General features: G+C 70.5%; 24 protein-coding genes. 15 read left to right on the forward strand and 9 right to left on the reverse strand.

Going from position 1 to position 24,319, the window contains the following annotated elements:
* Window positions 1–11 precede the first annotated feature (11 nt).
* The 3 genes from ACFY1E_RS42060 to ACFY1E_RS42070 form a co-directional block, all read right to left on the reverse strand.
* Window positions 12–830 carry a thioredoxin domain-containing protein gene (locus ACFY1E_RS42060; RefSeq protein ID WP_389086305.1) on the reverse strand — a complete coding sequence of 273 codons (819 nt, stop codon included), beginning with the start codon at window positions 828–830 and terminating at the stop codon, window positions 12–14.
* 118 nt (window positions 831–948) lie between these two features.
* The gene (locus ACFY1E_RS42065; protein ID WP_389086308.1) at window positions 949–1,653 is read right to left on the reverse strand and encodes a hypothetical protein; all 705 of its coding nucleotides are present in this window, start codon (window positions 1,651–1,653) and stop codon (window positions 949–951) included.
* 78 nt (window positions 1,654–1,731) lie between these two features.
* A complete protein-coding gene (locus ACFY1E_RS42070; RefSeq protein ID WP_389086310.1) occupies window positions 1,732–3,057 on the reverse strand; it encodes a DUF2252 domain-containing protein in 1,326 nt (441 codons plus the stop codon).
* A gap of 205 nt (window positions 3,058–3,262) precedes the next feature.
* On the opposite strand from ACFY1E_RS42070, the gene dnaE reads away from it, so the two are divergent.
* On the forward strand, window positions 3,263–6,802 hold the full coding sequence (gene dnaE / locus ACFY1E_RS42075) for a DNA polymerase III subunit alpha (RefSeq protein ID WP_389086313.1): 3,540 nt from the start codon (window positions 3,263–3,265) through the stop codon (window positions 6,800–6,802).
* Between the two features lie 85 nt (window positions 6,803–6,887).
* Here the strand turns inward: dnaE and ACFY1E_RS42080 are convergent, their stop codons facing one another.
* Window positions 6,888–7,052, reverse strand: coding sequence for a hypothetical protein (locus ACFY1E_RS42080; RefSeq protein ID WP_389086315.1), 165 nt, complete (start codon window positions 7,050–7,052; stop codon window positions 6,888–6,890).
* Window positions 7,053–7,276: 224 nt separating this feature from the next.
* On the opposite strand from ACFY1E_RS42080, the gene ACFY1E_RS42085 reads away from it, so the two are divergent.
* From ACFY1E_RS42085 to ACFY1E_RS42100, 4 genes are all read left to right on the forward strand, one after another.
* The gene (locus ACFY1E_RS42085) at window positions 7,277–8,488 is read left to right on the forward strand and encodes an NYN domain-containing protein (RefSeq protein WP_389086318.1); all 1,212 of its coding nucleotides are present in this window, start codon (window positions 7,277–7,279) and stop codon (window positions 8,486–8,488) included.
* A 158-nt stretch (window positions 8,489–8,646) separates the two neighbouring features.
* Window positions 8,647–9,621 (forward strand): ABC transporter ATP-binding protein, encoded by a 975-nt coding sequence (locus tag ACFY1E_RS42090; RefSeq protein WP_389086517.1) that lies wholly within the window; start codon window positions 8,647–8,649, stop codon window positions 9,619–9,621.
* Window positions 9,622–9,727: 106 nt separating this feature from the next.
* Window positions 9,728–10,549, forward strand: coding sequence for an ABC transporter permease (locus ACFY1E_RS42095; RefSeq protein WP_389086320.1), 822 nt, complete (start codon window positions 9,728–9,730; stop codon window positions 10,547–10,549).
* A 34-nt stretch (window positions 10,550–10,583) separates the two neighbouring features.
* On the forward strand, window positions 10,584–11,279 hold the full coding sequence (locus ACFY1E_RS42100) for an AAA family ATPase (RefSeq protein WP_389086323.1): 696 nt from the start codon (window positions 10,584–10,586) through the stop codon (window positions 11,277–11,279).
* A 374-nt stretch (window positions 11,280–11,653) separates the two neighbouring features.
* On the opposite strand, the gene ybaK is transcribed toward ACFY1E_RS42100, so the two are convergent.
* The 4 genes from ybaK to ACFY1E_RS42120 form a co-directional block, all read right to left on the reverse strand.
* Complete coding sequence (ybaK, locus tag ACFY1E_RS42105) at window positions 11,654–12,157, reverse strand: Cys-tRNA(Pro) deacylase (RefSeq protein WP_389086326.1); 504 nt, start codon at window positions 12,155–12,157, stop codon at window positions 11,654–11,656.
* 31 nt (window positions 12,158–12,188) lie between these two features.
* Complete coding sequence (locus ACFY1E_RS42110; RefSeq protein ID WP_389086328.1) at window positions 12,189–12,929, reverse strand: LON peptidase substrate-binding domain-containing protein; 741 nt, start codon at window positions 12,927–12,929, stop codon at window positions 12,189–12,191.
* 11 nt (window positions 12,930–12,940) lie between these two features.
* Complete coding sequence (locus tag ACFY1E_RS42115; RefSeq protein WP_389086331.1) at window positions 12,941–13,975, reverse strand: hypothetical protein; 1,035 nt, start codon at window positions 13,973–13,975, stop codon at window positions 12,941–12,943.
* Between the two features lie 142 nt (window positions 13,976–14,117).
* Window positions 14,118–15,704: an oxidoreductase gene (locus tag ACFY1E_RS42120; protein WP_389086333.1), complete on the reverse strand. Its 1,587-nt coding sequence runs from the start codon at window positions 15,702–15,704 to the stop codon at window positions 14,118–14,120.
* 157 nt (window positions 15,705–15,861) lie between these two features.
* On the opposite strand from ACFY1E_RS42120, the gene hisD reads away from it, so the two are divergent.
* From hisD to hisF, 8 genes are read left to right on the forward strand one after another with little or no spacing between them, the layout of a single operon-like run.
* A complete protein-coding gene (gene hisD / locus ACFY1E_RS42125; RefSeq protein WP_389086336.1) occupies window positions 15,862–17,187 on the forward strand; it encodes a histidinol dehydrogenase in 1,326 nt (441 codons plus the stop codon).
* On the forward strand, window positions 17,184–18,293 hold the full coding sequence (locus tag ACFY1E_RS42130) for a histidinol-phosphate transaminase (RefSeq protein WP_389086338.1): 1,110 nt from the start codon (window positions 17,184–17,186) through the stop codon (window positions 18,291–18,293). The genes hisD and ACFY1E_RS42130 overlap by 4 nt, the downstream gene beginning before the upstream one ends.
* A complete protein-coding gene (gene hisB / locus ACFY1E_RS42135) occupies window positions 18,290–18,892 on the forward strand; it encodes an imidazoleglycerol-phosphate dehydratase HisB (protein WP_385239426.1) in 603 nt (200 codons plus the stop codon). Before ACFY1E_RS42130 ends, hisB begins: the two co-directional genes overlap by 4 nt.
* A 4-nt stretch (window positions 18,893–18,896) precedes the next feature.
* Window positions 18,897–19,061: a hypothetical protein gene (locus ACFY1E_RS42140; protein ID WP_030932891.1), complete on the forward strand. Its 165-nt coding sequence runs from the start codon at window positions 18,897–18,899 to the stop codon at window positions 19,059–19,061.
* On the forward strand, window positions 19,058–19,699 hold the full coding sequence (gene hisH / locus ACFY1E_RS42145) for an imidazole glycerol phosphate synthase subunit HisH (protein WP_115908698.1): 642 nt from the start codon (window positions 19,058–19,060) through the stop codon (window positions 19,697–19,699). Before ACFY1E_RS42140 ends, hisH begins: the two co-directional genes overlap by 4 nt.
* 3 nt (window positions 19,700–19,702) lie before the next feature.
* A complete protein-coding gene (gene priA / locus ACFY1E_RS42150; protein ID WP_023551466.1) occupies window positions 19,703–20,428 on the forward strand; it encodes a bifunctional 1-(5-phosphoribosyl)-5-((5-phosphoribosylamino)methylideneamino)imidazole-4-carboxamide isomerase/phosphoribosylanthranilate isomerase PriA in 726 nt (241 codons plus the stop codon).
* The gene (locus ACFY1E_RS42155; protein ID WP_389086343.1) at window positions 20,425–20,814 is read left to right on the forward strand and encodes a RidA family protein; all 390 of its coding nucleotides are present in this window, start codon (window positions 20,425–20,427) and stop codon (window positions 20,812–20,814) included. The genes priA and ACFY1E_RS42155 overlap by 4 nt, the downstream gene beginning before the upstream one ends.
* A gap of 25 nt (window positions 20,815–20,839) precedes the next feature.
* Window positions 20,840–21,595, forward strand: coding sequence for an imidazole glycerol phosphate synthase subunit HisF (hisF, locus tag ACFY1E_RS42160; RefSeq protein ID WP_389086346.1), 756 nt, complete (start codon window positions 20,840–20,842; stop codon window positions 21,593–21,595).
* 55 nt (window positions 21,596–21,650) lie between these two features.
* Here hisF and ACFY1E_RS42165 read toward each other — a convergent pair whose 3' ends face one another.
* A complete protein-coding gene (locus ACFY1E_RS42165; protein ID WP_389086348.1) occupies window positions 21,651–22,286 on the reverse strand; it encodes a TIGR03085 family metal-binding protein in 636 nt (211 codons plus the stop codon).
* Window positions 22,287–22,369: 83 nt separating this feature from the next.
* On the opposite strand from ACFY1E_RS42165, the gene hisI reads away from it, so the two are divergent.
* Both hisI and ACFY1E_RS42175 read left to right on the forward strand, forming a co-directional pair.
* Window positions 22,370–22,765, forward strand: a complete 396-nt coding sequence (hisI, locus tag ACFY1E_RS42170; protein ID WP_115913582.1) for a phosphoribosyl-AMP cyclohydrolase — start codon at window positions 22,370–22,372, stop codon at window positions 22,763–22,765.
* An 11-nt stretch (window positions 22,766–22,776) separates the two neighbouring features.
* The gene (locus tag ACFY1E_RS42175; protein WP_389086351.1) at window positions 22,777–24,255 is read left to right on the forward strand and encodes an anthranilate synthase component I; all 1,479 of its coding nucleotides are present in this window, start codon (window positions 22,777–22,779) and stop codon (window positions 24,253–24,255) included.
* Window positions 24,256–24,319: the final 64 nt, after the last annotated feature.

Raw genomic sequence — 24,319 nt, forward strand, 5'->3', positions numbered from 1 at the left:
CCTTTGCGGCGTCAGCCCTTGAGGGCCGCGCCCACCACCCGGTCGAAGTCGGCCACCGTCAGCAGCGGCGTGCTCTTGCCGTCGGCGAAGAGCTGCTTGCCGTCCATGACGAAGCCCGGAGTGCCGGTCACGCCGTCCTTGTTGTCGTCGAAGGTCTTCGACATGGCCACCGCCCAGGCGTCGTAGGTGCCCTTCTTGACCGCGTCCTGGAACTTCGTGTTGTCCTTCAGCGCGGGCACGGTCTGGGCGATCTTGATGAGGTAGGAGTCGTCCTTGAACTTGTCCTGCGTCTCGTCCGGGTGCCACTTCGTCGAGTACATCGCGGTCTTGTAGTCGAGGAAGGCCTGGTCGCTGACGTTCAGCGCGGCACCCAGAGCGCTCAGCGCGTTCTTGGAGCCCTCACCGTTGTCCTTCCGGTCGATGAACGTGGCGCCGACGTACTGGAACTTGAACTTGCCCTCGTCGAGGTCCTTCTTGAAGGTGGGGCCGACGACCTGCTCGAACTGGGCGCACACGGGGCAGCGCGGGTCCTCGTAGACCTTGAGGGTCTTCTTGGCGGTGCTCTTGCCGATGACGACCGTGGTGCCGTCGGTCCCCGTGGTGTTGGCGGGGGCCGTGACCTTGGCGTCCTTCAGGCCCTCCCAGTAGCTGGGCTTGTTGGCCTGGACGACGGCGTAACCTATGCCGCCGGCCGCCGCCAGTACGGCCACGACCGAACCGGCCACGATGGCCTGCCGCTTGGCCTTGGCCCTCTTGGCCTGGCGCTCGCGCTCCTGCCGCAGCCGCTCTCGGGCCGCCGTCTTCGAGGCCTGGCTGTTCCGCTTGCTCATGTCGGTGTTCTCCATGTGGGACCCGCATATGTCGTACGCGGGATACGTGTGGGGGACTGGTCGTGCTCAGGTGCTGTGCGCAAGGACGGTGCGTGCTGGGCAGCGCACCGGGTGTCGCTCAGGCGAGGACGACCGAGCACGGCGGGCCACGCCGTCCCAGGGAGTGCACGAGGATCCGCTCGCGGGCGCCGGCCGCGGGGCTGCCGGTGTGCCGTACGCGGGGCGCCGACGCGGCCGGCCGGACCGTCACCGCGGCGACCGCCAGCAGCAGCGGACGGAAGGTGGTCGCGGCCACCGCGCGGACCAGCTGGGCCAGCGCCCGCTCACCGCGGCGCAGCCAGGCGGCGGCCAGCAGACCGACGCCGACATGAGCGGCCAGCAGCAGCCAGGCGGTGGCCGGGTCGGCGTGCGCGAGCAGGGCGGCGAGCCGGTCGGTGCCGGTGCCGGTCACGCGGGCCAGCGGGGCGGTCGCCCCGGAGCCGATGCCGGTGCCGTTGCCGCACAGCACGTCGAAGCCGACCGAACGCAGGGGGCCCGCGACGGGTCCGCCCGCGCGGCCGTAGCAGACGTGCTGGCCGGTGGTGAAGACCGTGTCGGCGGCCAGCTCCAGCGGGATCAGCAGGGCGGCGATCCGCACGAAACCGCGCTCCCGGCCGGCCAGGGCGTAGGCGAACGTGAACACGGCGGCGGCGACCGCGGCCACTGTGTTGAGCGGCAGCGGGACCCGCGACAGCAGCACGTGCGACGCGGTGCTGAGCGTCACGACGAGTGCCGTGAACAGCGCCGCGCGAAGCGCTCTGATGCGGGTCCCGGATATGTCCATAGCGTGGAGAGTGTGTCACGAGGTCCTGTAAGGGACCCCTAAAAGTGCCCTGTGAGACAGCGGACCGACAGCAGACCGTTAGAGACCCGGGATCCGGCCGTTGCGGAACAGGTCCACGAAGATCTGGTGGTCGGCACGCGCGCGTGCGCCGTAGCCGTGCGCGAAGTCCGTCAGGACGCCCGCGAAACCGTCCTCGTCGGCGGCGATCGCCGCGTCGATGGCCCGCTCGGTGGAGAACGGCACCAGGGACTCGCCCGACTGGTCGTCCGCCGCCGCGTGCATGGTGGCCGTGGCCCGGCCCAGGTCGGCGACGACCGCCGCGATCTCCTCCGGGTCGTCGATGTCGCCCCAGTCCAGGTCCACGGCGTACGGCGACACCTCGGCGACCAGCTGGCCCGCGCCGTCCAGCTCGGTCCAGCCCAGCCACGGGTCCGCGTGCGCCTGCAGGGCGCGCTGGGAGATCACCGTGCGGTGGCCCTCGTGCTGGAAGTAGTCGCGGATCGCCGGGTCGGTGATGTGCCGGGAGACGGCCGGGGTCTGGGCCTGCTTGATGTAGATCACCACATCGTTCTCCAGGGCGTCGCTGTGGCCCTCCAGCAGGATGTTGTACGACGGCAGACCGGCCGATCCGATGCCGATGCCCCGGCGGCCCACCACGTCCTTCACCCGGTACGAGTCAGGGCGGGCCAGGGAGGCGTCCGGCAGCGTCTCCAGATAGCCGTCGAAGGCGGCGAGGACCTTGTAGCGGGTGGCGGCGTCCAGCTCGATGGAGCCGCCGCCGGGCGCGAAGCGGCGCTCGAAGTCGCGGATCTCCGTCATCGAGTCCAGCAGCCCGAAGCGGGTCAGGGAGCGCGCGTCACGCAGGGCGTCCAGGAGCGGCCCCTGCGCGGTGTCGAGCGTGAACGGAGGCACCTCGTCGCTCTTCGCGCCGGTCGCCAGGGCGTGGATGCGCTCGCGGTACGCGCCCGCGTACACCTCGACCAGCTCGGTGATCTGGTCGTCGGCGAGCGCCTTCGCGTAGCCGATGAGGGCGATGGAGGCGGAGAACCGCTTCAGGTCCCAGGTGAAGGGGCCCACGTACGCCTCGTCGAAGTCGTTGACGTTGAAGATCAGACGGCCGTTCGCGTCCATGTACGTGCCGAAGTTCTCCGCGTGCAGGTCGCCGTGGATCCACACGCGCGAGGTGCGCTCGTCCAGGTACGGGCCGCCCCGCTTCTCCGCCTCCAGGTCGTGGTAGAAGAGGCACGCCGTGCCCCGGTAGAACGCGAAGGCCGAGGCGGCCATCTTGCGGAACTTCACGCGGAACGCGGCCGGGTCGGCGGCCAGGAGCCGGCCGAAGGCGGTGTCGAAGACGGCGAGGATCTCCTCGCCGCGCTGCTCGTCGTTGAGCTGGGGAACCGACATCGCGGGGTGCCTCCTGGTGCCTTGATGTGTACGACGGCGTTTCTGCTTTTTGCAACGGTCGAGGGTGCGCGGAAGTGCCCGCGATCCTCGCAGTGAAGGTACGCGGGGCAGCCCCCGGATTGTCAGTCCCGAGGCATAGACTTCGACGCTGACCCCAGGACTGTCCGCCAGCCCGTCGCCGCGCGTTTCCTTTGGAGGCCGAACCGTGTCAAAGCCGCCGTTCACGCACCTGCACGTCCACACCCAGTACTCGCTGCTGGACGGTGCCGCGCGGCTCAAGGACATGTTCAACGCGTGCAACGAGATGGGCATGACCCATATCGCCATGTCCGACCACGGAAACCTGCACGGGGCGTACGACTTCTTCCATTCCGCGAAGAAGGCCGGGGTCACCCCGATCATCGGTATCGAGGCCTATGTCGCCCCGGAGTCGCGGCGCAACAAGCGCAAGATCCAGTGGGGCCAGCCGCACCAGAAGCGCGACGACGTCTCCGGTTCCGGTGGTTACACCCACAAGACGATCTGGGCGGCGAACTCGACGGGTCTGCACAACCTCTTCCGCCTCTCCTCGGACGCGTACGCCGAGGGCTGGCTGCAGAAGTGGCCCCGTATGGACAAGGAGACCATCTCCCAGTGGTCCGAGGGGCTGATCGCCTCCACGGGCTGCCCCTCCGGTGAGCTCCAGACGCGGCTGCGGCTCGGCCAGTACGACGAGGCGCTGAAGTCGGCCGCCGAGTACCAGGACATCTTCGGCAAGGACCGCTACTTCCTGGAGCTGATGGACCACGGCATCGAGATCGAGCGCCGGGTCCGCGACGGTCTCCTCGACATCGGCAAGAAGCTCGGCATCCCTCCGCTGGTCACCAACGACTCGCACTACACGTACGCGCACGAGGCGGCCGCCCACGACGCCCTGCTGTGCATCCAGACCGGCAAGAACCTCTCCGACCCGGACCGCTTCAAGTTCGACGGCACCGGCTACTACCTGAAGTCCACGGACGAGATGTACGCCATCGACTCCTCGGACGCCTGGCAGGAGGGCTGCCGCAACACCCTCCTGGTGGCCGAACAGATCGACACCACCGGCATGTTCGAGGCGAAGAACCTCATGCCGAAGTTCGACATCCCCGAGGGCTACACCGAGGTCACCTGGTTCAAGGAGGAGGTCCGCCGGGGCATGGAGCGCCGCTTCCCCGACGGCATCCCCGAGGACCGCCAGAAGCAGGTCGAGTACGAGATGGACGTCATCATCCAGATGGGGTTCCCGGGCTACTTCCTCGTCGTCGCCGACTTCATCATGTGGGCCAAGAACAACGGCATCGCGGTCGGCCCCGGCCGAGGCTCCGCGGCCGGCTCGATCGTCGCCTACGCCATGGGCATCACCGACCTCGACCCGATCCCGCACGGCCTGATCTTCGAGCGGTTCCTCAACCCCGAGCGCGTCTCCATGCCCGACGTCGACATCGACTTCGACGAGCGCAGGCGCGTCGAGGTGATCAGGTACGTGACCGAGAAGTACGGCGCCGACAAGGTCGCCATGATCGGTACGTACGGCAAGATCAAGGCCAAGAACGCGATCAAGGACTCCGCGCGCGTGCTGGGCTACCCGTACGCGATGGGCGACCGCATCACCAAGGCCATGCCCGCCGACGTCCTCGGCAAGGGCATCGACCTCAACGGCATCACCGATCCCTCGCACCCCCGCTACTCGGAGGCGGGCGAGGTCCGCGGGATGTACGAGAACGAGCCGGACGTCAAGAAGGTCATCGACACCGCCAAGGGCGTCGAGGGCCTGGTCCGGCAGATGGGTGTGCACGCCGCCGGCGTGATCATGTCCAGCGAGACCATCACCGAGCACGTGCCCGTGTGGGTGCGCCACACCGACGGCGTGACCATCACGCAGTGGGACTACCCGAGCTGTGAGTCGCTCGGCCTGCTGAAGATGGACTTCCTCGGCCTGCGCAACCTGACGATCATGGACGACGCCGTCAAGATGGTGAAGTCCAACAAGGGCATCGACCTGGAGCTGCTCAGCCTCCCGCTGGACGACCCCAAGACCTTCGAACTCCTCCAGCGCGGCGAGACCCTCGGCGTCTTCCAGTTCGACGGCGGGCCCATGCGTTCGCTGCTGCGTCTGATGAAGCCCGACAACTTCGAAGACATCTCCGCCGTCTCCGCGCTCTACCGTCCCGGCCCGATGGGCATGGACTCGCACACCAACTACGCGCTGCGCAAGAACAAGCTCCAGGAGATCACCCCGATCCACCCGGAGCTGGAGGAGCCCCTCAAGGAGGTCCTGGACGTCACCTACGGCCTGATCGTCTACCAGGAGCAGGTGCAGAAGGCCGCCCAGATCATCGCCGGCTACTCGCTCGGCGAGGCCGACATCCTGCGCCGCGTGATGGGCAAGAAGAAGCCCGACGAACTGGCGAAGAACTTCACCATCTTCCAGGCCGGCGCCCAGAAGAACGGCTACAGCGACGAGGCCATCCAGGCCCTGTGGGACGTGCTGGTCCCCTTCGCCGGCTACGCCTTCAACAAGGCGCACTCCGCCGCGTACGGACTGGTCTCCTACTGGACGGCCTACCTCAAGGCGAACTACCCGGCCGAGTACATGGCCGCGCTGCTGACCTCCGTCAAGGACGACAAGGACAAGTCGGCGGTCTACCTCAACGAGTGCCGCCGCATGGGCATCAAGGTGCTGCCGCCGAACGTCAACGAGTCGGTGCACAACTTCGCCGCCCAGGGCGACGACGTGATCCTCTTCGGCCTCGAGGCCGTCCGCAACGTCGGCACCAACGTGGTCGAGTCGATCATCAAGAGCCGCCAGGCCAAGGGCAAGTACGCCTCCTTCCCCGACTACCTCGACAAGGTCGAGGCGGTCGCCTGCAACAAGCGCACCACGGAGTCGCTGATCAAGGCGGGCGCGTTCGACACCCTGGGACACACCCGCAAGGGCCTCACCGCGCACTTCGAGTCGATGATCGACAACGTGGTCGCGGTCAAGCGCAAGGAGGCCGAGGGCCAGTTCGACCTCTTCGGCGGCATGGGCGAGGAGGAGAGCAACGAGCCCGGCTTCGGACTCGACGTGGAGTTCACCACCGAGGAGTGGGACAAGACCTATCTGCTCGCCCAGGAACGCGAGATGCTCGGTCTGTACGTCTCCGACCACCCGCTCTTCGGCCTGGAGCACGTGCTGTCCGACAAGGCCGACGCGGGCATCGCCCAGCTCACCGGCGGTGAGCACGCGGACGGCGCGGTCGTCACCATCGGCGGCATCATCTCGGGCCTGCAGCGCAAGATGACCAAGCAGGGCAACGCCTGGGCGATCGCCACCGTCGAGGACCTCGCGGGCTCCATCGAGTGCATGTTCTTCCCGGCGACCTACCAGCTGGTGTCGACCCAACTCGTCGAGGACGCCGTCGTGTTCGTCAAGGGCCGGCTCGACAAGCGGGAGGACGTGCCGCGGCTGGTGGCGATGGAACTCCAGGTCCCGGACCTGTCCAACGCGGGCACCAACGCGCCCGTGATCCTCACCATCCCGGCAACGAGGGTCACCCCGCCGATGGTCAGCCGCCTCGGCGAGATCCTCAGCCACCACAAGGGCGACAGCGAGGTCCGCATCAAGCTCCAGGGCCCGACCAAGACGACCGTCCTGCGTCTGGACCGGCATCGCGTGAAGCCCGATCCGGCGCTCTTCGGAGACCTGAAGGTGCTGCTCGGACCGTCCTGTCTGGCCGGCTGAGCAGATGAGCGAGCGCGAGGGGCGCACCTTGAACGAGGTGCACCCCTCGGCTGTGCCTGGGTCTCAACAACCCGTTATGCAAATGTCAGTTGTGACCGAAGCTCTTCTGCCGGCCCTTGCGGGGCATGTCGCCCGGCGTGAGGTGCGGGGCGTGCTGCTCGGCCTGCGCTTCCATCGAGGACTGCCCGGTCTGCTGCGGACTGCGCTCGGACTGCGGCTGTTTGCGGTTCTGCTTCTTGTTCTTGGCCATGGTGATCTGCCTCCTGTGGGGGGTCTAGGGGCCAGGGCCGCGACCAGATTCACATAGGCTGACAATGAGCGCATTTCGGATAATTACCGTCGGTGACATGGTTTGTCGGAGCGCGAGGACCTGAAACGCCACGCCGAAGATCGAGTTCGGGCCGTTAACCCCCGCGTAGTCGGGCAGACTCGAAGGAAGCCCGAAGCAAACCTCCCGGAAAGAGGGTGGATCGCGTGGACCGCTGCATCGTCCTGGTGGACGCCGGGTATCTGCTGGGGGCCGCCGCCAGTCTCCTTGCCGGGGAGCCCTCCCGCTCCCGCATCACCGTCGATCACGCCGCCCTCATCCAGGCCCTCCGCGAACGCGCCGAGTCCGACACGGAACGACCGCTGCTGCGCATCTACTGGTTCGACGGCGCCCCCGACCGCGTCCCGCAGCCCGAGCACCGCAGGCTCCGCGTGATGCCCCGGGTCACCGTCCGGCTCGGCGCCCTGACCCGCAGCGACGGACGCTGGGCGCAGAAGGGCGTCGACGCCGCCATGCACGCCGAGCTCACCGAGCTGGCCCGCAACCGCGCCTGCTCCGACATCGTCCTCGTCACCGGCGACGGCGATCTGCTGCCGGGCATGATGGCCGCCAAGGAGCACGGCGTCGCCGTACACCTGTGGGCCGTGCAGGCCGCCGACGGGGACTACAACCAGTCCGAGGACCTGGTCGCCGAGGCCGACGAGCGGCGGGTCCTCGACCGTACGTGGATCACCAAGGCCGTACAGGCCAAGGAGCTCGGCGGGATCTGCGCACCGCCACCCGTGCCGCGGCCCGAGATCGCCGCGATCCTCTCCGCGCCGCTGCCGGAGTCCGCGCTCTCCGCGGCCGAGCGGAGCGCCGAGGACGGCGAGCACGCGCCCGCGGCGGCCCGCTCCGAGAACGGCACGCAGGAGCGGGTGCCCGCACCCAAGGGCGTGCCCACCCCGAAGGACCTGGCCGCGCTGCGCGCCCCCGGGGTGCAGCCCGACCGGCATCCCGCGAACGCCACCCTGCGCTGGTCCTCCGACAAGGGCTGGGTCGACCGGCCCCCCGCGGAGGCCCCCGAGGCCGCCTCGATGCCGACGCTGGCCCAGCTGACCACCGCCGAGCAGCGGTGGGCCGACCGCGAGGAGGACATCACCACGGTCGGCGGCGACCCGTACGAGGTCGGGCAGGTGTTCGCACGGCGCTGGATGGAGCGCCTCGGCGACCAGAGCCATCTGCAGAAGCTGTCCGGGATGTACCCGCGCGTCCCGCACCGCATCGACGGGGAGCTGCTGCGTTACGCCGCCCGGTTCGGGCTGCTCGCCCACAAGGACGACCAGATCGACGAGCACGACCGGTATGCGATCCGGGCCGGGTTCTGGCGGGAGATCGACGTGCGGACTGCGGCGGAGCACGCTCCCGCGGGTGAGTAGTTCCTCACCGGTCTGCTGACCATGTACTTCACCGGGTTCTTTACCGGTGGTTGTGCCGCTTTGGACCAACCCGAGAGCGGGCGGGGCCCGCGGACCCCGTACCCTCGTCCTTTGTGAGTACGCGCGCGGCACAGGCACTTCGGCACGGTGGGGACGTCGTGTGCGCGGTGCGCGGACTGACCAAGACCTATCCGGCGGTGCGGGGACGCCGGGGTGCCCCGGGGACGCCCGCGGTGCGGGCCACCGACGATGTGCACCTCGACATCCGGCGCGGCGAGATCTTCGGTCTCCTCGGACCGAACGGTGCGGGCAAGTCCACCCTCGTACGACAGATGACCGGGCTGATGCGGCCCGACGCCGGGCGGGTGGAGATCCTCGGGCACGACATCGTGCGGCACCCGGAGCGGGCCGCGCGGATCCTCGCCTACCTGGGGCAGGAGTCCAGCGCCCTCGACGAACTGACCGTGTCCCTGGCCGCCGAGACGACCGGGCGGCTGCGCGGCCTGGAGGCCCGTCAGGCGCGGGCCGAGCGGGATGCCGTACTGGAGGAACTGGGGCTCACGCCCCTTGCCGGGCGGCCGCTGAAGAAGCTGTCCGGCGGACAGCGGCGGCTGGCGTGTCTTGCCGCCGCACTGGTCGGGGAGCGACCGCTGCTGGTGCTCGACGAGCCCACCACCGGGATGGATCCGGTGGCCAGGCGGGCCGTGTGGGCGGCCGTGGACCGGCGGCGGGCCGAACGCGGGACGACGGTTCTGCTGGTCACCCACAACGTCATCGAGGCGGAAACGGTTCTCGACCGGGTCGCCGTCCTCGACCAGGGGCGGGTGATCGCCTGCGACACCCCCGCCGGGCTCAAGGAGCAGGTCGCCGGGGAGGTCCGGGTCGAGCTGGTGTGGCGCGAGAGCGCGCCGCTGCACGTGCCCGAGGTTGCCGCGCTGCGTGAACGGGCCGCCGAGTCCGGGCGCCGCTGGACGCTCAGGCTCGCCCCCGAGGAGGCCCGCGCGATCGTCGCCACGGTCACCGGAGGCAGCGCCTTCGCCGCGCTCGACGACTTCACGCTGGCCACGCCCAGCCTGGAGGACGTGTACCTGGCGCTGGGGGGCGCCGCGCAACAGGGGCTGGTGAAGGCATGAGCGTTGTCGTCGGTGTGAGTGCGCGGGCCGCCGCGGCCGTATGGTCCCTACGAGCGATCGGCTCGGTGGGCCCAGTGGGCCCGAGCGAGAAGGGGAGCAGCGCGTCGTGAGTGTCGTACCCGCCGGTGTCCTGCCGGGCGGAGCCCTGGCCGTGGAGGAGGACGGCCGCGACGCGGCCGAACTCGGGCCGCGGGCGCGGATGTGGCCGGCCCTCGTCGCCGTGTACCGGGCACAGCTGTCGCGTGCGCGGGTGGCCCGGATCCCGCTGCTGTTCGTGGCGACCTTCCAGTCGATCGGGATCATGATCCTGATGCGGGGGGTCGTGGACGGCGGCGGCGAGGCCGAGTCGGTGGTCGCCGGGGCGTCGGTGCTCGTGGTGGCGTTCGTCGCGTTGAATCTGCTCGCGCAGTACTTCGGGCAGCTACGGGCGAGCGGCGGGCTCGACCATTACGCGACCCTGCCGGTGCCGCCCGCGTCCGTGGTGCTGGGGGCGGCCGGGGCGTATGCGTCCTTCACCGTGCCGGGGACCGTGGTCACGGCGGTGTTCGGATGCGTGCTGTTCGGGCTGCCGCTGGCGCATCTGTGGGTGCTCGCCGCGGTGATCCCGCTGGCGGGGGCGGCGCTGGCCGGGCTGGGCGCGGCGCTCGGGCTGCTGGCTCCGCGGCCGGAACTGGCCACTCTGCTCGGTCAGTTGGGCATGTCCGCGGCGCTGCTGCTCGGGGTGCTGCCGGCCGACCGGATGCCCGAGGTCGTGCGGTTCGCGCGGGATCTGCTGCCGTCGACGTACGGTGTCGAGGCCTTCGCGCGGACCTTCGGGGCGCAGCCCGACTGGGCCTTCGTGGCCGGGGACCTCGCCGTGTGCGCCGGGGTGGGTGTGGTCTCACTGGCCGTCGCCACGTGGGCGTACCGTCGGGCGGCCGTCCGGTGACGCGCCGCACGGACGGGCCTGGCACGATGGCAGGGTGACCGCACCGTTGACTCCGCCTCCGCCGCCGCATGAACAGTCCTCGCAGAATGCGTGGCAGCCCCCGGCTGCCGGGTACGTGGCCCCTGTGACGTATGACGTCACGTGGGACGGCACGTACGGACAGGACGGGCCCGGGATGAAGACCGAAGTGCGGGAGGCCGCCGTGATCACGGCGGCGGTGACGGTCGCGGGCGCGCTGCTCGGGGTGCTGTGGTGGTGGCTGGCGCCGCATGTGCCGCTCGTCGGTGACGTGGTCGACAAGAGCTGGGTCGTCTATCTCTCGGACAGTGAGGGGGAGCAGGCGATCGGGGTGGACGGAACGTTCACGCTGCTTGCGGTGGCCTTCGGAGCGGTGAGTGCGCTCGGGGTCTTTTTCTGGCGGCGGCGTGGGGGTGTGCCGTTGGCGGTGGCGCTGGGGGTCGGGGGGCTGCTCGCGTCGTTGCTGGCCTGGAAGCTAGGGGTGTGGCTGGGGCCGTCGCAGGATGTGATCGCCCATGCGAAGCATGTGGGCAAGGGGGTTACGTTCTCTGCGCCGCTGAAGCTCGGGGCGAAGGGGGCGTTGTTGGCGTGGTCGTTGGCTGCGCTGGTGGTGCATCTGGGGTTGACGGCGTTGTTCGGGCCTCGGGATCCGGAGCAGTATCAGGAACACGGGGGTGTTCCCAAGGATCCTTATGGCGCGCCGATGGCCTAGGGGCGCGCCCTTGGGGTCGCAGGGTTTCTTTCGCCCCCGCCGCCCCTACCCGTCCCGTCCCTGGGGGCTGGCGCCCCCAGACCCCCGCTTCGGCCTGAACGGCCTCGTCCTCAAACGCCGGACGGGCTGAAAAGATCGAGCCTCCGGACGGGCTGAGAAGATCGAGCCTCCGGACGGGCTGAAAAGATCGAGCCTCCGGACGGGCTGAAAAGATCAAGCATCCGGCCGTGCTGAGAAGGTCAAGCCCGGCCGGTTCTCCTACGCGGGGCGGTGGCCGTGGTTGGAGCGGCCCTTCTTGGTGCGCCACTTGCGTTTGCGGGTTTTCTTCGACATGTCCCTCGTACTTAGCCGAGGGACGGGCAGTCGTCGAGGGGTCATGCACGGCCGATGGGGGCCACCACCGCTTCGGTGAGTCTGGTCAGGTCCTCGGGGGAGAGTTCCACCTCCAGGCCGCGGCGGCCGGCCGAGATGCAGATCGTGCCGTGGGCGGAGGCCGAGGCGTCCAGGACCGTGGGGAGTTTCTTGCGCTGGCCCAGGGGGGAGATGCCGCCGCGGACGTAGCCCGTGGTGCGCTCGGCGAGGGCGGGGTCCGCCATGGTGGCCCGTTTGCCGCCGACCGCCAAGGCCAGGGCCTTGAGGTCCAGCTGGCCCGCCACGGGGACCACGGCCACCGTCAGGGCGCCGTCCACGTCCGCGACCAGGGTCTTGAAGACGCGGTCCGGGGACACGCCCATCGCCTCCGCCGCCTCCTCGCCGTAGGACGGGTGGGACGGGTCGTGGTCGTAGGAGTGGACCGTGTACGGCACCCCGGCGGACGTCAGGGCGACCGTCGCGGGGGTGCCGCCCTGCTGCTGGTTCTTCTTCGGCTTCTTTGCCATTCCGGCCTTCGCAGTGACTGATGCGGTGACTTCAGTTGAGGCTCGTGCGGCCGCGCGTCAGCTCCGACGCCGGCAGTGACGGCAGGTTACGGATGATCGCCGTCTCGGAGCGAAGGAGTTTCAGCTCGTCCCGCAGCCGGGACGCGGTGTCCGGGGCTTGCAGCAGGCGCTGCTTGGTGGGGGTGTCCAGCATCATCGCCGCCGCCACCAGGTAGGAGACCACGGCCGGTTCGTCCGGGAGGTCGGCGCCGGTCGTGAGGGACCGTTCGCGCGCACCCGCCAGGCGTTTCTGGTACTGGCGGAAAGCCCGCAGCACGCCCTCGGCCAGTGCGCCGGCCTCGTCGCCCGGCTGTTCCGGGAGCTCCTCCAGGTCCGCCGTCAGGAAGGGGCCCGACGCGTCCACGGACACCAGGCGCGCCCGGGTCGTGCCCGTCGCCAGGACCTCGAAGGTGCCGTCCTCGCGTTCCCGGATGGTCGCCGCGTCCGCGACGCAGCCCGTCGCGTGGAACGACTTCGCCGGGTCGGGGCCGAAGCCCGCGGCGGGCCCGAGGTCGGGCAGGGCCGTGGGGTCCGGCATGCCGGGCGCGCTCGGCGCCACCTCGTGGCCGTCGCGGATCGCCACGACGGCGAACCGGCGCGGTTCGTCCTCGGGTGTCTTGAGCAGGTCGCGCATCATGGCGCGATAGCGCTCCTCGAAGACGTTCAGGGGCAGTACCAGCCCCGGGAACAGCACCGAGTTCAGAGGGAAGAGCGGGAGACGGACGGTGGTCACGACGCAAGAGCCTAGTGGTCGGCGGAGCGGGCGCGTCCGGCGCGCCCACTTCGTGGATGCCGGGGCGAGGGCATGACGCCCGTCGTACGGGCGAGGATCTCGCCGCGCACCTTCAGGAAGAGTGCCAGCGGGTCGTCCGACAACCGGCCCCACGGGAAGGACGTGGCGTACGGGCCGATCCGGTACAGCTCGGTGAGCGCCTCCTCCCAGCGGTCGAGCCGTACGAGGACGTACATCAGCTTGTTGCGGATCTCGGACGGCCACGGGTCGGCCGCCGGGAAGCGGGCGGAGAACGCGATCGCCCGGTCGGCCGCCGCGTCCAGCCGTGCGCGCGGCACCTCGTCGACGCCGTCCGTCAGACAGGCGAAGGCCGCCCGCGACGGCAGCGCCTGGATGAGCGAATCGGCCGGGGCGTCCTGCGCCGCCAGGTCGGCGAAGTCGAAGCACTCGCGGTGGGAGCCCTGCCAGGACGCCGCCAGATAGCGCAGCGCCGCCACATGGCAGCCGTAGTGGTGCGGGGCGCGGCGCAGTGCCGCCTCCCACAGCTCGCCGAAGTACTTGGGGCCCGCGCCGGTGCCGCGCGCATGGTCCAGCGCGAGCCGCCAGGGCACCGGGTCGTGGTCGTCGCCGCGCGCGGCAGCCGTGATCAGGGGGCTCACCTCGCGCAGCAGCTCGGCGCGCGCCGGGGAGCGCCAGGCGTCGTCCACCGCCAGCTGGGCCTTGAGCAGCAGCACGTCCGGGTCGTGCGGGGTGGCGGCGTACCACGCCCCCAGCCACTCCGGGCGGGCGCGCGCGAAGGCCGCGAGGCGTCTCGCGTACCGGTCGCGGGTCTCCCAGTCGCTGCGCGTGCGTGTGTCGGCGAGCAGCGCGGAGGCGGGGCCGTGCTCGCCGCCCGCCGCCGCGACCAGCGCGGAGCCGAGGCGGTCGTCGGGCACGTCGAGCAGCACCTCGTCGTCGGCGGGGAGTCCGGCGGCGGGGAGCGCAGCGGTCCGGGGGGTCCGGGCCGCGCGGCTGAACGGATGCAGCAGAGCCATGGTGTCGACCATTGAAAGGCCGCTGGTCAACCCTGCGCCAGGGCCCACGGACAAGTCGCGGAAAGTTGTACGCGGATCGGTCAAGTGCAGGTAAAGGGTGACTGTTCGACAGGTGTTGCGTTGTTGTGTGCGAAACCCGGGTGTTCCCAGGACTTCAGTTCCGTCTCAGCAGTCGCGTCGCCCCCGTGGCCACCGTCGTCGCCAGGATCCAGCCGAGCAGGATCATCGCCGCCGACAGCCACTGCCAGCCGCCGCTCAGCTGCCAGACTCCGACCTGGCCCAGATCGATGACCGGGAGCAGCAGGTCCAGCGCGAACAGGGCCGGGTTCCACGGCGGGTGGGCGCCCGGCTGCAGCGGCGGATGGCTCGCATGTGAGAAGGCCAGCGAGCCCGCCGCCCACAGCACCGCCATCCACACGGCGGCCCGGCCGGGCCGGTAGCCGTAGGCCACCGTCCAGTCCTGCGCGTACCCCCACAGCTTGGCGGCGATCGGCAGGCTCTCGCGGCGCCGGCGCTGCTTGGCGAGGAGCACCTCGCGCGCGTCCTCGTCCTCACCGCCGGCCCGCAGCACGGAGGCGAGTCGCTCGTACGGCTCCGGGTTGTACTCGGCGGTCGCGGCGGTCACCCATTCCAGCCGCTCGGTCAGCGGGAAAGGTCCCTGCGGCACCAGGTTCTCGTACTGGAAACCGCCCATGTGCAGATTGCCGGGACCCGGCCAGGCGCTCGCCCGGTCGACCAGGTTGACCACCCGCGCCCCCGACAGGACGACCTTGCCGCGCTGCGGCCGCTCCCCGAGGAAGCGCAGCTCGGGCGTCTGTACCCGGCGCAGGGACAGTTCCTGGTCGTCGGTGAAGGCGAACCGGGCCCGCTCCAGGTCGACCGCGTCCTCGAAGCGCCCGTCGTCCAGGCGCACCCCGCCCTGGCACTCGAACCGCTGGATCCGCGTCCCGCGCGCGGGCGTCGCACCGCTCAGCATCGAGGCGCCGACGCCCGCGGGCGTCAGGTACAGCGTGCGTCCGACGCTCAGCTGGGGCGCGTTCAGCGCGAGCCTGCCGTACGGGTTGGCCAGCCGCGCGCCGCGCAGGCTGAGCGACACGCCGACCTTCGCGCTGCGCAGGCTCAGCTCGCCGTGCGACTCCAGCAGCTCGGCCTGCAGGTCCTGGCCGACCATCAGGCCGTCGCCGGCGATCGAACGGCCGCTGCGGTCGCGGTGGACGATCGCCTGGTTGAGCAGCAGATCCGTACCGATGTGCGCGTCGGTCAGCCGGATGCCGTTGAGGAAGCGGCAGCGGGGGAGGTGCAGATCGCCCTCCGTGTGCACACGCGCGGCCTCCAGCCGGGGCACCGAGCAGTCCACCATCCGCATGGTCGTGAAATGGGCCTCCGGCAGCAGCACGTCCCGCTCGAAACGGCAGCCGCGCATCTCGACGTACGGCACCACCACGCCCCCCGCGAGGTCCAGCGAGCCGCTGATCTGCACCCCGCGCAGCTTCAGCGAGGACACCCGGCCCGCCAGCGCCGGCGGGCCGTCCAGCAGCAGCCAGCACACGATCCGCGCCCGCACGGTCCGCTCGGGCCCCCACGGGTGCCCGCCGTGCGGATCGTCGACGACGGCGTCCCCGCTGCTCAGGTCGTACACACTGCCGTTGCGGAAGGCCTGCCACATGCCGGCCTCGGCGGCGGTCAGATCGTCCGGCAGGTCTCCGGCGTCTCCGACGCGGAGGCCGACCCCCTCAGTCACAACTCCTCCAGTCCTGTCTTCGCACAACCGTTCATGCCCGCTGGGTAACTCCCGAATCACTGGACGTGAAGGTGATCTTCCGGGTTCCGCCGGGGTTCCGTATCAGCCACTGGAACGTGCGAACGGCGCCCGACCCCCGTCTGAGAGAATTGGGCACGTGATCTCCCGAATCGATCTGCGCGGCGACGCCCTCCCCGAGGGCCCCGCCCTGCGCGACCTGCTGCCCCGAGCCGACTTCGACGTTCAGGCCGCCCTGGAGAAGGTGCGTCCGATCTGCGAAGCCGTGCATCATCGGGGCGACGCGGCGCTGATCGACTTCGCCGAGAAGTTCGACGGGGTCAGGCTGGACCAGGTCCGGGTGCCCGCCGAGGCGCTCGCGCGCGCGTTGGAGGAGCTCGACCCGGCGGTCCGTGCGGCCCTGGAGGAGTCCATCCGGCGCGCCCGGCTCGTCCACCGTGAGCAGCGCCGTACGACCCACACGACCCAGGTCGTGCCGGGCGGCTCGGTCACCGAGAAGTGGGTGCCGGTGGAGCGCGTCGGGCTGTACGCGCCCGGCGGCCGCTCGGTCTACCCGTCCTCCGTGGTCATGAACGTCGTCCCGGCGCAGGAGGCCGGCGTCGAGTCCATCGCCCTCGCCTCGCCCGCCCAGGCGGAGTTCGGGGGCCTTCCGCACCCGACGATCCTCGCCGCCTGCGCGCTGCTCGGCGTCGACGAGGTGTACGCGGCCGGTGGCGCGACCGCCGTCGCGATGTTCGCGCACGGCACCGAGTCCTGCGCGCCCGCCAACATGGTCACAGGGCCCGGCAACATCTGGGTCGCCGCCGCCAAGCGCTACTTCACCGGCAAGATCGGCATCGACGCCGAGGCCGGCCCCACCGAGATCGCGGTCCTCGCCGACGACACGGCCGACCCGGTGCACGTCGCCTCCGACCTGATCAGCCAGGCCGAGCACGACCCGCTGGCCGCCGCAGTCCTGGTCACCGACTCCGTGGCACTCGCCGACGCGGTCGAGAAGGAGCTGGAGCCGCAGGTCGCGGCCACCAGGCACATCGAGGACCGGATCGTGCCTGCCTTGCAGGGCCGGCAGTCCGCGATCGTCCTCGTCGACGGCATCGACGAGGGCCTCCGGGTCGTCGACGCCTACGGCGCCGAGCACCTGGAGATCCAGACGGCGGACGCCGCCGCCGTGGCCGACCGCGTGAAGAACGCCGGCGCGATCTTCATCGGCCCCTGGGCGCCGGTCTCCCTCGGCGACTACGCGGCCGGCTCCAACCACGTGCTCCCGACCGGTGGTTGCGCCTGCCACTCCTCGGGCCTGTCGGTCCAGTCCTTCCTGCGCGGCATCCACATCGTCGACTACACGAAGGACGCGCTGGCCGAGGTCGCGCACCACGTGGTCACGCTGGCGGAGGCGGAGGACCTGCCCGCGCACGGCGCGGCGATCAAGGCGAGGTTCGGGTGGAAGGTACCGGCGAGCAAGTGAACTTCGGAATCGACGATCTCCCCGTACGGGACGAGCTGCGCGGCAAGTCCCCTTACGGAGCGCCCCAGTTGGACGTCCCCGTACGGCTGAACACCAACGAGAACCCCTACCCGCTGCCCGAGCCGCTGGTCGAGCGCATCGCGGAGCGCGTCCGCGAGGCCGCCCGGGACCTCAACCGCTACCCGGACCGCGACGCCGTCGAGCTGCGCACCCAGCTCGCCAAGTACCTGACGGACACCTCCGGCCACCAGGTCGGGCTCGCGAACGTCTGGGCCGCCAACGGCTCCAACGAGGTCATCCAGCAGCTGCTGCAGACCTTCGGCGGACCGGGCCGCACCGCGATCGGCTTCGAGCCGTCGTACTCGATGCACGCGCTCATCTCGCGCGGCACCGGCACCGGCTGGATCTCGGGCCCGCGCAACGCCGACTTCACGATCGACCTCCCGGCCGCAAAGCGGTGGATCGCCGAGAACAAGCCGGACGTCGTCTTCATCACCACCCCCAACAACCCCACGGGCAACGCGGTCCCGCGTGAGACGGTCCTCGCGCTGTACGAAGCCGCGCAGGCGGCGAAGCCGTCCGTGGTGATCGTGGACGAGGCGTACATCGAGTTCAGCCACGGCGACTCGCTGCTGCCGCTGATCGAGGGCCGGCCGAATCTCGTCGTCTCCCGGACGATGTCGAAGGCCTTCGGCGCGGCCGGTCTGCGCCTCGGCTATCTCGCCGCGCACCCGGCCGTCGTCGACGCCGTCCAGCTGGTACGGCTGCCGTACCACCTCTCGGCGGTCACCCAGGCGACCGCGCTGGCCGCCCTGGAGCACACCGACACGCTGCTGAAGTACGTGGAGCAGCTGAAGTCGGAGCGGGACCGGCTGGTGAGCGAGCTGCGCGCGCTCGGCTTCGACGTCGTCGAGTCCGACGCGAACTTCGTGCAGTTCGGGCGGTTCGCCGACTCCCACACCGCCTGGCAGAAGATCCTCGACCGGGGTGTGCTGGTACGGGACAACGGCATCCCGGGGTGGCTGCGGGTGTCCGCCGGAACCCCCAAGGAGAACGACGCGTTCCTGGACGCGGTACGTGAACTGAAGAAGGAGCACAGCGCATGACTCGCGAAGGCCGCGTCGGAAGAATCGAGCGGGTCACCAAGGAGACCTCGGTGCTCGTCGAGATAGACCTCGACGGCAGCGGCAAGGTCGATGTGTCGACAGGGGTCGGCTTCTACGACCACATGCTCGACCAGCTCGGCCGGCACGGTCTGTTCGACCTCACCGTGAAGACCGAGGGCGACCTGCACATCGACTCGCACCACACCATCGAGGACACCGCCCTCGCGCTCGGCGCCGCCTTCAAGCAGGCGCTCGGCGACAAGGTGGGGATCTACCGGTTCGGCAACTGCACGGTGCCCCTGGACGAGTCGCTCGCCCAGGTGACCGTCGACCTGTCCGGCCGCCCGTACCTCGTGCACACCGAGCCCGAGAACATGGCGCCGATGATCGGCGAGTACGACACCACGATGACCCGGCACATCCTGGAGTCCTTCGTCGCCCAGGCCCAGATCGCGCTGCATGTGCACGTGCCGTACGGGCGCAACGCGCACCACATCGTGGAGTGCCAGTTCAAGGCGCTCGCGCGGGCCCTGCGGTACGCCTCGGAGCGCGACCCGCGCGCGGCCGGCATCCTGCCCTCCACGAAGGGCGCGCTGTAAAGCCATGAACGGACTGTCGACCGTCCTGATCGTCGTCGGCCTCTTCCTGGTCGGCGGCATCATCTCCTTCGTCAAGCAGCAGATGCCGAAGAGCCTGATCGTGCTGCTCTCCGTCAGCGCCGCGATGTGTCTGGTCGCGGGCGTCCTGAGGCTGGAGGTGTGGAATTGAGCAACTCCAAGAAGGTCGTGGTCTTCGACTACGGATTCGGGAACGTCCGCTCCGCCGAGCGTGCCCTCGCGCGCACCGGAGCGGACGTCGAGATCACGCGTGACTTCGACAAGGCCATGAACGCGGACGGCCTGCTGGTGCCGGGCGTGGGCGCCTTCGCCGCCTGTATGCAGGGCCTGAAGGAGGCGCGCGGCGACTGGATCGTCGACCGCCGGCTGTCCGGCGGCCGTCCGGTCATGGGCATCTGCGTGGGCATGCAGATCCTGTTCGCGCGCGGCATCGAGCACGGCGTGGAGACCGAGGGCCTCGACGAGTGGCCCGGCTCGGTCGAGCCGCTGCAGGCCGAGATCGTGCCGCACATGGGCTGGAACACCGTCGAGGCACCCGCCGACTCCCAGCTGTTCGCCGGCCTGGACGCCGACGCGCGCTTCTACTTCGTGCACTCCTACGCCGTCCACGACTGGGCGCTGGAGACGCACAACCCGACGATGCTCGCCCCCAAGGTGACCTGGTCGACGCATGGCAAGCCCTTCGTGGCCGCCGTCGAGAACGGCGCCCTGTGGGCCACCCAGTTCCACCCCGAGAAGTCCGGCGACGCCGGAGCGCAGCTGCTCACCAACTGGATCGGAACCCTGTAGACCATGGCCAAGCTCGAACTCCTCCCCGCCGTCGACGTCCGCGACGGCCAGGCCGTACGCCTCGTGCACGGCGAGTCCGGCACGGAGACCTCGTACGGCTCCCCCCTGGAGGCCGCCCTCGCCTGGCAGCGGTCGGGCGCCGAGTGGCTGCACCTGGTCGACCTGGACGCCGCGTTCGGCACCGGCGACAACCGTGAGCTGATCGCCGAGGTCGCGAAGGCGATGGACATCAAGGTGGAGCTGTCCGGAGGCATCCGCGACGACGCCTCGCTGGCCGCCGCCCTGGCCACCGGCTGCACCCGGGTGAATCTCGGCACGGCCGCCCTGGAGACCCCGGAGTGGGTCGCCAAGGTCATCGCCGAGCACGGCGACAAGATCGCGGTGGGCCTGGACGTACGCGGCACGACCCTGCGCGGCCGCGGCTGGACCCGCGACGGCGGCGACCTCTACGAGACGCTGGAGCGCCTCAACAAGGAAGGCTGCGCGCGCTACGTGGTGACGGACATCGCCAAGGACGGCACCCTCCAGGGCCCCAACCTGGAGCTGCTGAGGAACGTCTGCGCGGCCACCGACCGCCCGGTCGTGGCGTCCGGCGGCGTGTCGTCCCTGGACGACCTTCGCGCCATCGCCGAACTGGTACCCCTCGGTGTCGAGGGCTCCATCGTCGGGAAGGCCCTGTACGCGAAGGCGTTCACCCTGGAAGAGGCCTTGGAGGCTGTGTCGTCATGAGCGATGCCGTACGGCGTGTGCAGAGCGGAAGTCCCTGGGAAGAGTCCTTCGGTTTCGCACGCGCCGTGGCGGCGGGCGACCGTGTGCTGGTGGCGGGCACGACGTCCTTCAAGGGCAGCGTGCTGTACGGGGAGGGCGACCCCTACGAGCAGGCCAAGGTGGCCTTCACCAGCGCGATCGAGGCGATCGGTGAGCTCGGGCTCGGCGTCGAGTCCGTGATCCGTACGCGGATGTACCTGACCCATGCGCGGGACGTGGACGCCGTGGGCCGGGCCCACAAGGAACTGTTCGACACGGTGCGCCCGGTCTCGACCCTCCTGGTCGTGGAGGGCTTCGTGGACCCGCGCATCCTGGTCGAAGTGGAACTGGAAGCCTTCCGAGGCTAAAGGCATACAGAGGAGCCGTGGATTCATGACCCTGGCGGTCCGAGTCATCCCCTGCCTGGACGTGGACAACGGCCGGGTCGTCAAGGGTGTCAACTTCCAGAACCTGCGCGACGCGGGCGACCCCGTCGAGATGGCCAAGGTGTACGACGCCGAGGGCGCCGACGAGCTGACGTTCCTGGACATCACCGCCTCGTCGGGCAACCGCGAGACGACGTACGACGTGGTCCGCCGTACCGCCGAGCAGGTGTTCATCCCGCTCACGGTCGGCGGAGGTGTCCGCACGGCCGAGGACGTGGACAAGCTGCTGCGGGCCGGCGCGGACAAGGTGGGCGTCAACACGGCCGCGATCGCCCGTCCCGACCTGATACGCGAGATCGCGGAGCGCTTCGGCCGCCAGGTGCTGGTCCTGTCCGTGGACGCGCGCCGCACCCCCGAGGGCACCTTCGAGGTCACCACCCACGGCGGCCGTCGCGGCACCGGCATCGACGCCGTCGAGTGGGCGCACCGGGCCGCCGAGCTGGGCGCGGGCGAGATCCTGCTCAACTCCATGGACGCGGACGGCACGAAGGACGGCTACGACCTGGAGATGATCGCCGCGGTGCGCAAGCACGTGACGGTCCCGGTGATCGCCTCGGGCGGCGCGGGCAGGCTGGCCGACTTCCCGCCGGCCATCGGCGCGGGCGCGGACGCGGTGCTGGCGGCGTCCGTCTTCCACTTCGGCGACCTGCGCATCGGCGAGGTGAAGCAGGCGCTGCGGGAGGCGGGGCACCCGGTCCGCTGACCGCGACCGCGACCGGCACCGGCGCCCGGGGCGCCGGTCCGGTCCGCCGGCTGCCTCAGATGCCCAGCTGCTTCGCCTCGTGCAGCTTCGCGACCGCGTCCTTGTCGCCGTCCAGTTCCACATCGGCGGCGCTCTGCCGGCCGTAGGTGAACAGCAGCAGCTCCGACGGTTCGCCGGTCACCGTCACCACGGGGGTTCCGCGATGGGCGACCGCCGTCTGGCCGTCCGGGCGGCGCAGCACCAGGCCCGTCGGGGCGCTGCGGCCCATCAGGCGGGCCGAGCGTTCGAGGCGGGACCACAGGGTGTCCTGGAAGACCTGGTCCAGCTCGCGCGGCGCCCAGTCCGGTCGCGCACGGCGGACGTCCTCCGTGTGGACATAGAACTCGACGGTGTTCGACAGCTCGTCGACCTGCTTGAGCTGGAACGGCGAGAAGCGCGGCGGGCCGGTGCGGATGAGCTGGATCAGCTCCTCGTACGGCTTGGCGGTGAACTCCGCCATCACCCGTTCGAGGCGGGGCGCGAGCTGCTTGATCAGGAGGCCGCCGACGGCATCGGGTCGGCGTTCGCGCACCACCACGTGCGCGGCGAGGTCACGGGTCCGCCAGCCCTCGCAGAGGGTCGGGGCGTCCGGGCCCTCGGCCTCCAACAGGTCGGCCAGGAGAAGTCGTTCACGCTTGGCGAAAGTCGACATGCAGTCAGCCTACGACCACGTATCAGGTCCGCCCAGTGGACACCCCCCGGTCACTGTCAGTGGCGCGCGGCACAATGGCCCCTATGACCAGCACGCCGCCCCCCAGCAGCCTCGACCCGGAGATCGCCGCGCGCCTCAAGCGCAGCGCCGACGGGCTCGTCCCCGCCATCGCCCAGCAGTACGACACCGGTGAGGTGCTCATGCTCGGCTGGATGGACGACGAGGCGCTGCACCGCACCCTCACCACCGGCCGCTGCACGTACTGGTCGCGCAGCCGCCAGGAGTACTGGGTGAAGGGTGACACCTCCGGCCACTTCCAGTGGGTCAAGTCCGTCGCCCTCGACTGCGACGCGGACACCGTGCTGGTCAAGGTCGACCAGGTCGGCGCCGCCTGCCACACCGGCGCCCGCACCTGCTTCGACGCCGACGTGCTCGTCAAGGACGGCGCCGGTTCCGGCGCAGCGTCCACGGATCAGTAAGGTCTGCCGCCATGGACCTCGAGACCTTCCGCAAGCTGGCCACCGACCGGCGCGTCATCCCGGTCACGCGCAAGCTCCTCGCCGACGGCGACACCCCGGTCGCGCTCTACCGCAAGCTCGCCGCCGAGCGCCCCGGCACCTTCCTGCTGGAGTCCGCGGAGAACGGCCGCTCCTGGTCGCGTTACTCCTTCGTCGGCGTGCGGTCGGCAGCGACCCTGACGGCCCGTGACGGGCAGGCCCACTGGCTCGGCGCCCCGCCCGTCGGCGTCCCCGTCGACGGTGATCCGCTGGTCGCCCTGCGCGCCACCATCGAGGCCCTGCACACCCCGCACCAGGAGGGCCTGCCACCCTTCACCGGCGGCATGGTCGGCTATCTCGGCTACGACATCGTGCGCCGCCTGGAGAAGATCGGCCCGGGGGAGCGGGACGACCTGAAACTGCCCGAGCTGACCATGCTCCTCACCAGCGACCTCGCCGTCATGGACCACTGGGAGGGCTCGGTCCTGCTGATCGCCAACGCGATCAACCACAACGACCTCGACACGGGCGTCGACGAGGCCCACGCGGACGCGATCGCCCGCCTCGACGCCATGGAGGCCGACCTCTCGCGCCCGGTCGCCCAGCCGCCCGCGGTGCTCCCGCCCTCCGAGCTTCCCGAGTACACGGCCCTGTGGGGCGGCCCCGACTTCCAGGAGGCCGTCGAGGACATCAAGGAGCGCATCCGGGCCGGGGAGGCCTTCCAGGTCGTCCCCTCCCAGCGTTTCGAAACGCCGTGCACGGCAAGCGCCTTGGACGTCTACCGCGTGCTGCGGGCGACCAACCCCTCGCCGTACATGTACCTGTTCCGCTTCGACGGCTTCGACGTCGTGGGCTCGTCCCCCGAGGCCCTGGTCAAGGTCGAGGACGGGCATGCGATGGTCCACCCCATCGCCGGGACGCGGCACCGCGGGGCCACCCCGCAGGAGGACCAGGCGCTCGCCGAGGAACTGCTCGCCGACCCCAAGGAGCGCGCCGAGCACCTCATGCTCGTCGACCTGGGGCGCAACGACCTCGGACGGGTCTGCGAGCCGGGCTCGGTGGAGGTCGTCGACTTCATGTCCGTCGAGCGGTACTCGCACGTGATGCACATCGTCTCCACCGTCACCGGCAAGGTCGCCGAGGGCCGCACCGCCTTCGACGTCCTCACCGCCTGCTTCCCGGCGGGCACCCTCTCCGGCGCCCCCAAGCCCCGCGCGATGCAGATCATCGACGAACTCGAGCCGTCCCGGCGCGGCTTGTACGGCGGCTGCGTCGGCTACCTCGACTTCGCGGGCGACTCCGACACCGCCATCGCCATCCGCACGGCCCTGCTGCGGGGCGGCACGGCGTACGTCCAGGCGGGCGCCGGCATCGTCGCCGACTCCGACCCGCTCGCCGAGGACCAGGAGTGCCGCAACAAGGCCGCGGCCGTGCTCCGGGCTGTCCACACGGCCAACCGGCTGGGCCGGTAGGACCCTTCCGGCGACAAGTGGGGTGCTTCTCACGTGAACCCCGGGTGACGGTTCGCCCGGGGTT

This window comes from Streptomyces sp. NPDC001604 (assembly GCF_042893475.1).
Classification (GTDB): domain Bacteria; phylum Actinomycetota; class Actinomycetes; order Streptomycetales; family Streptomycetaceae; genus Streptomyces.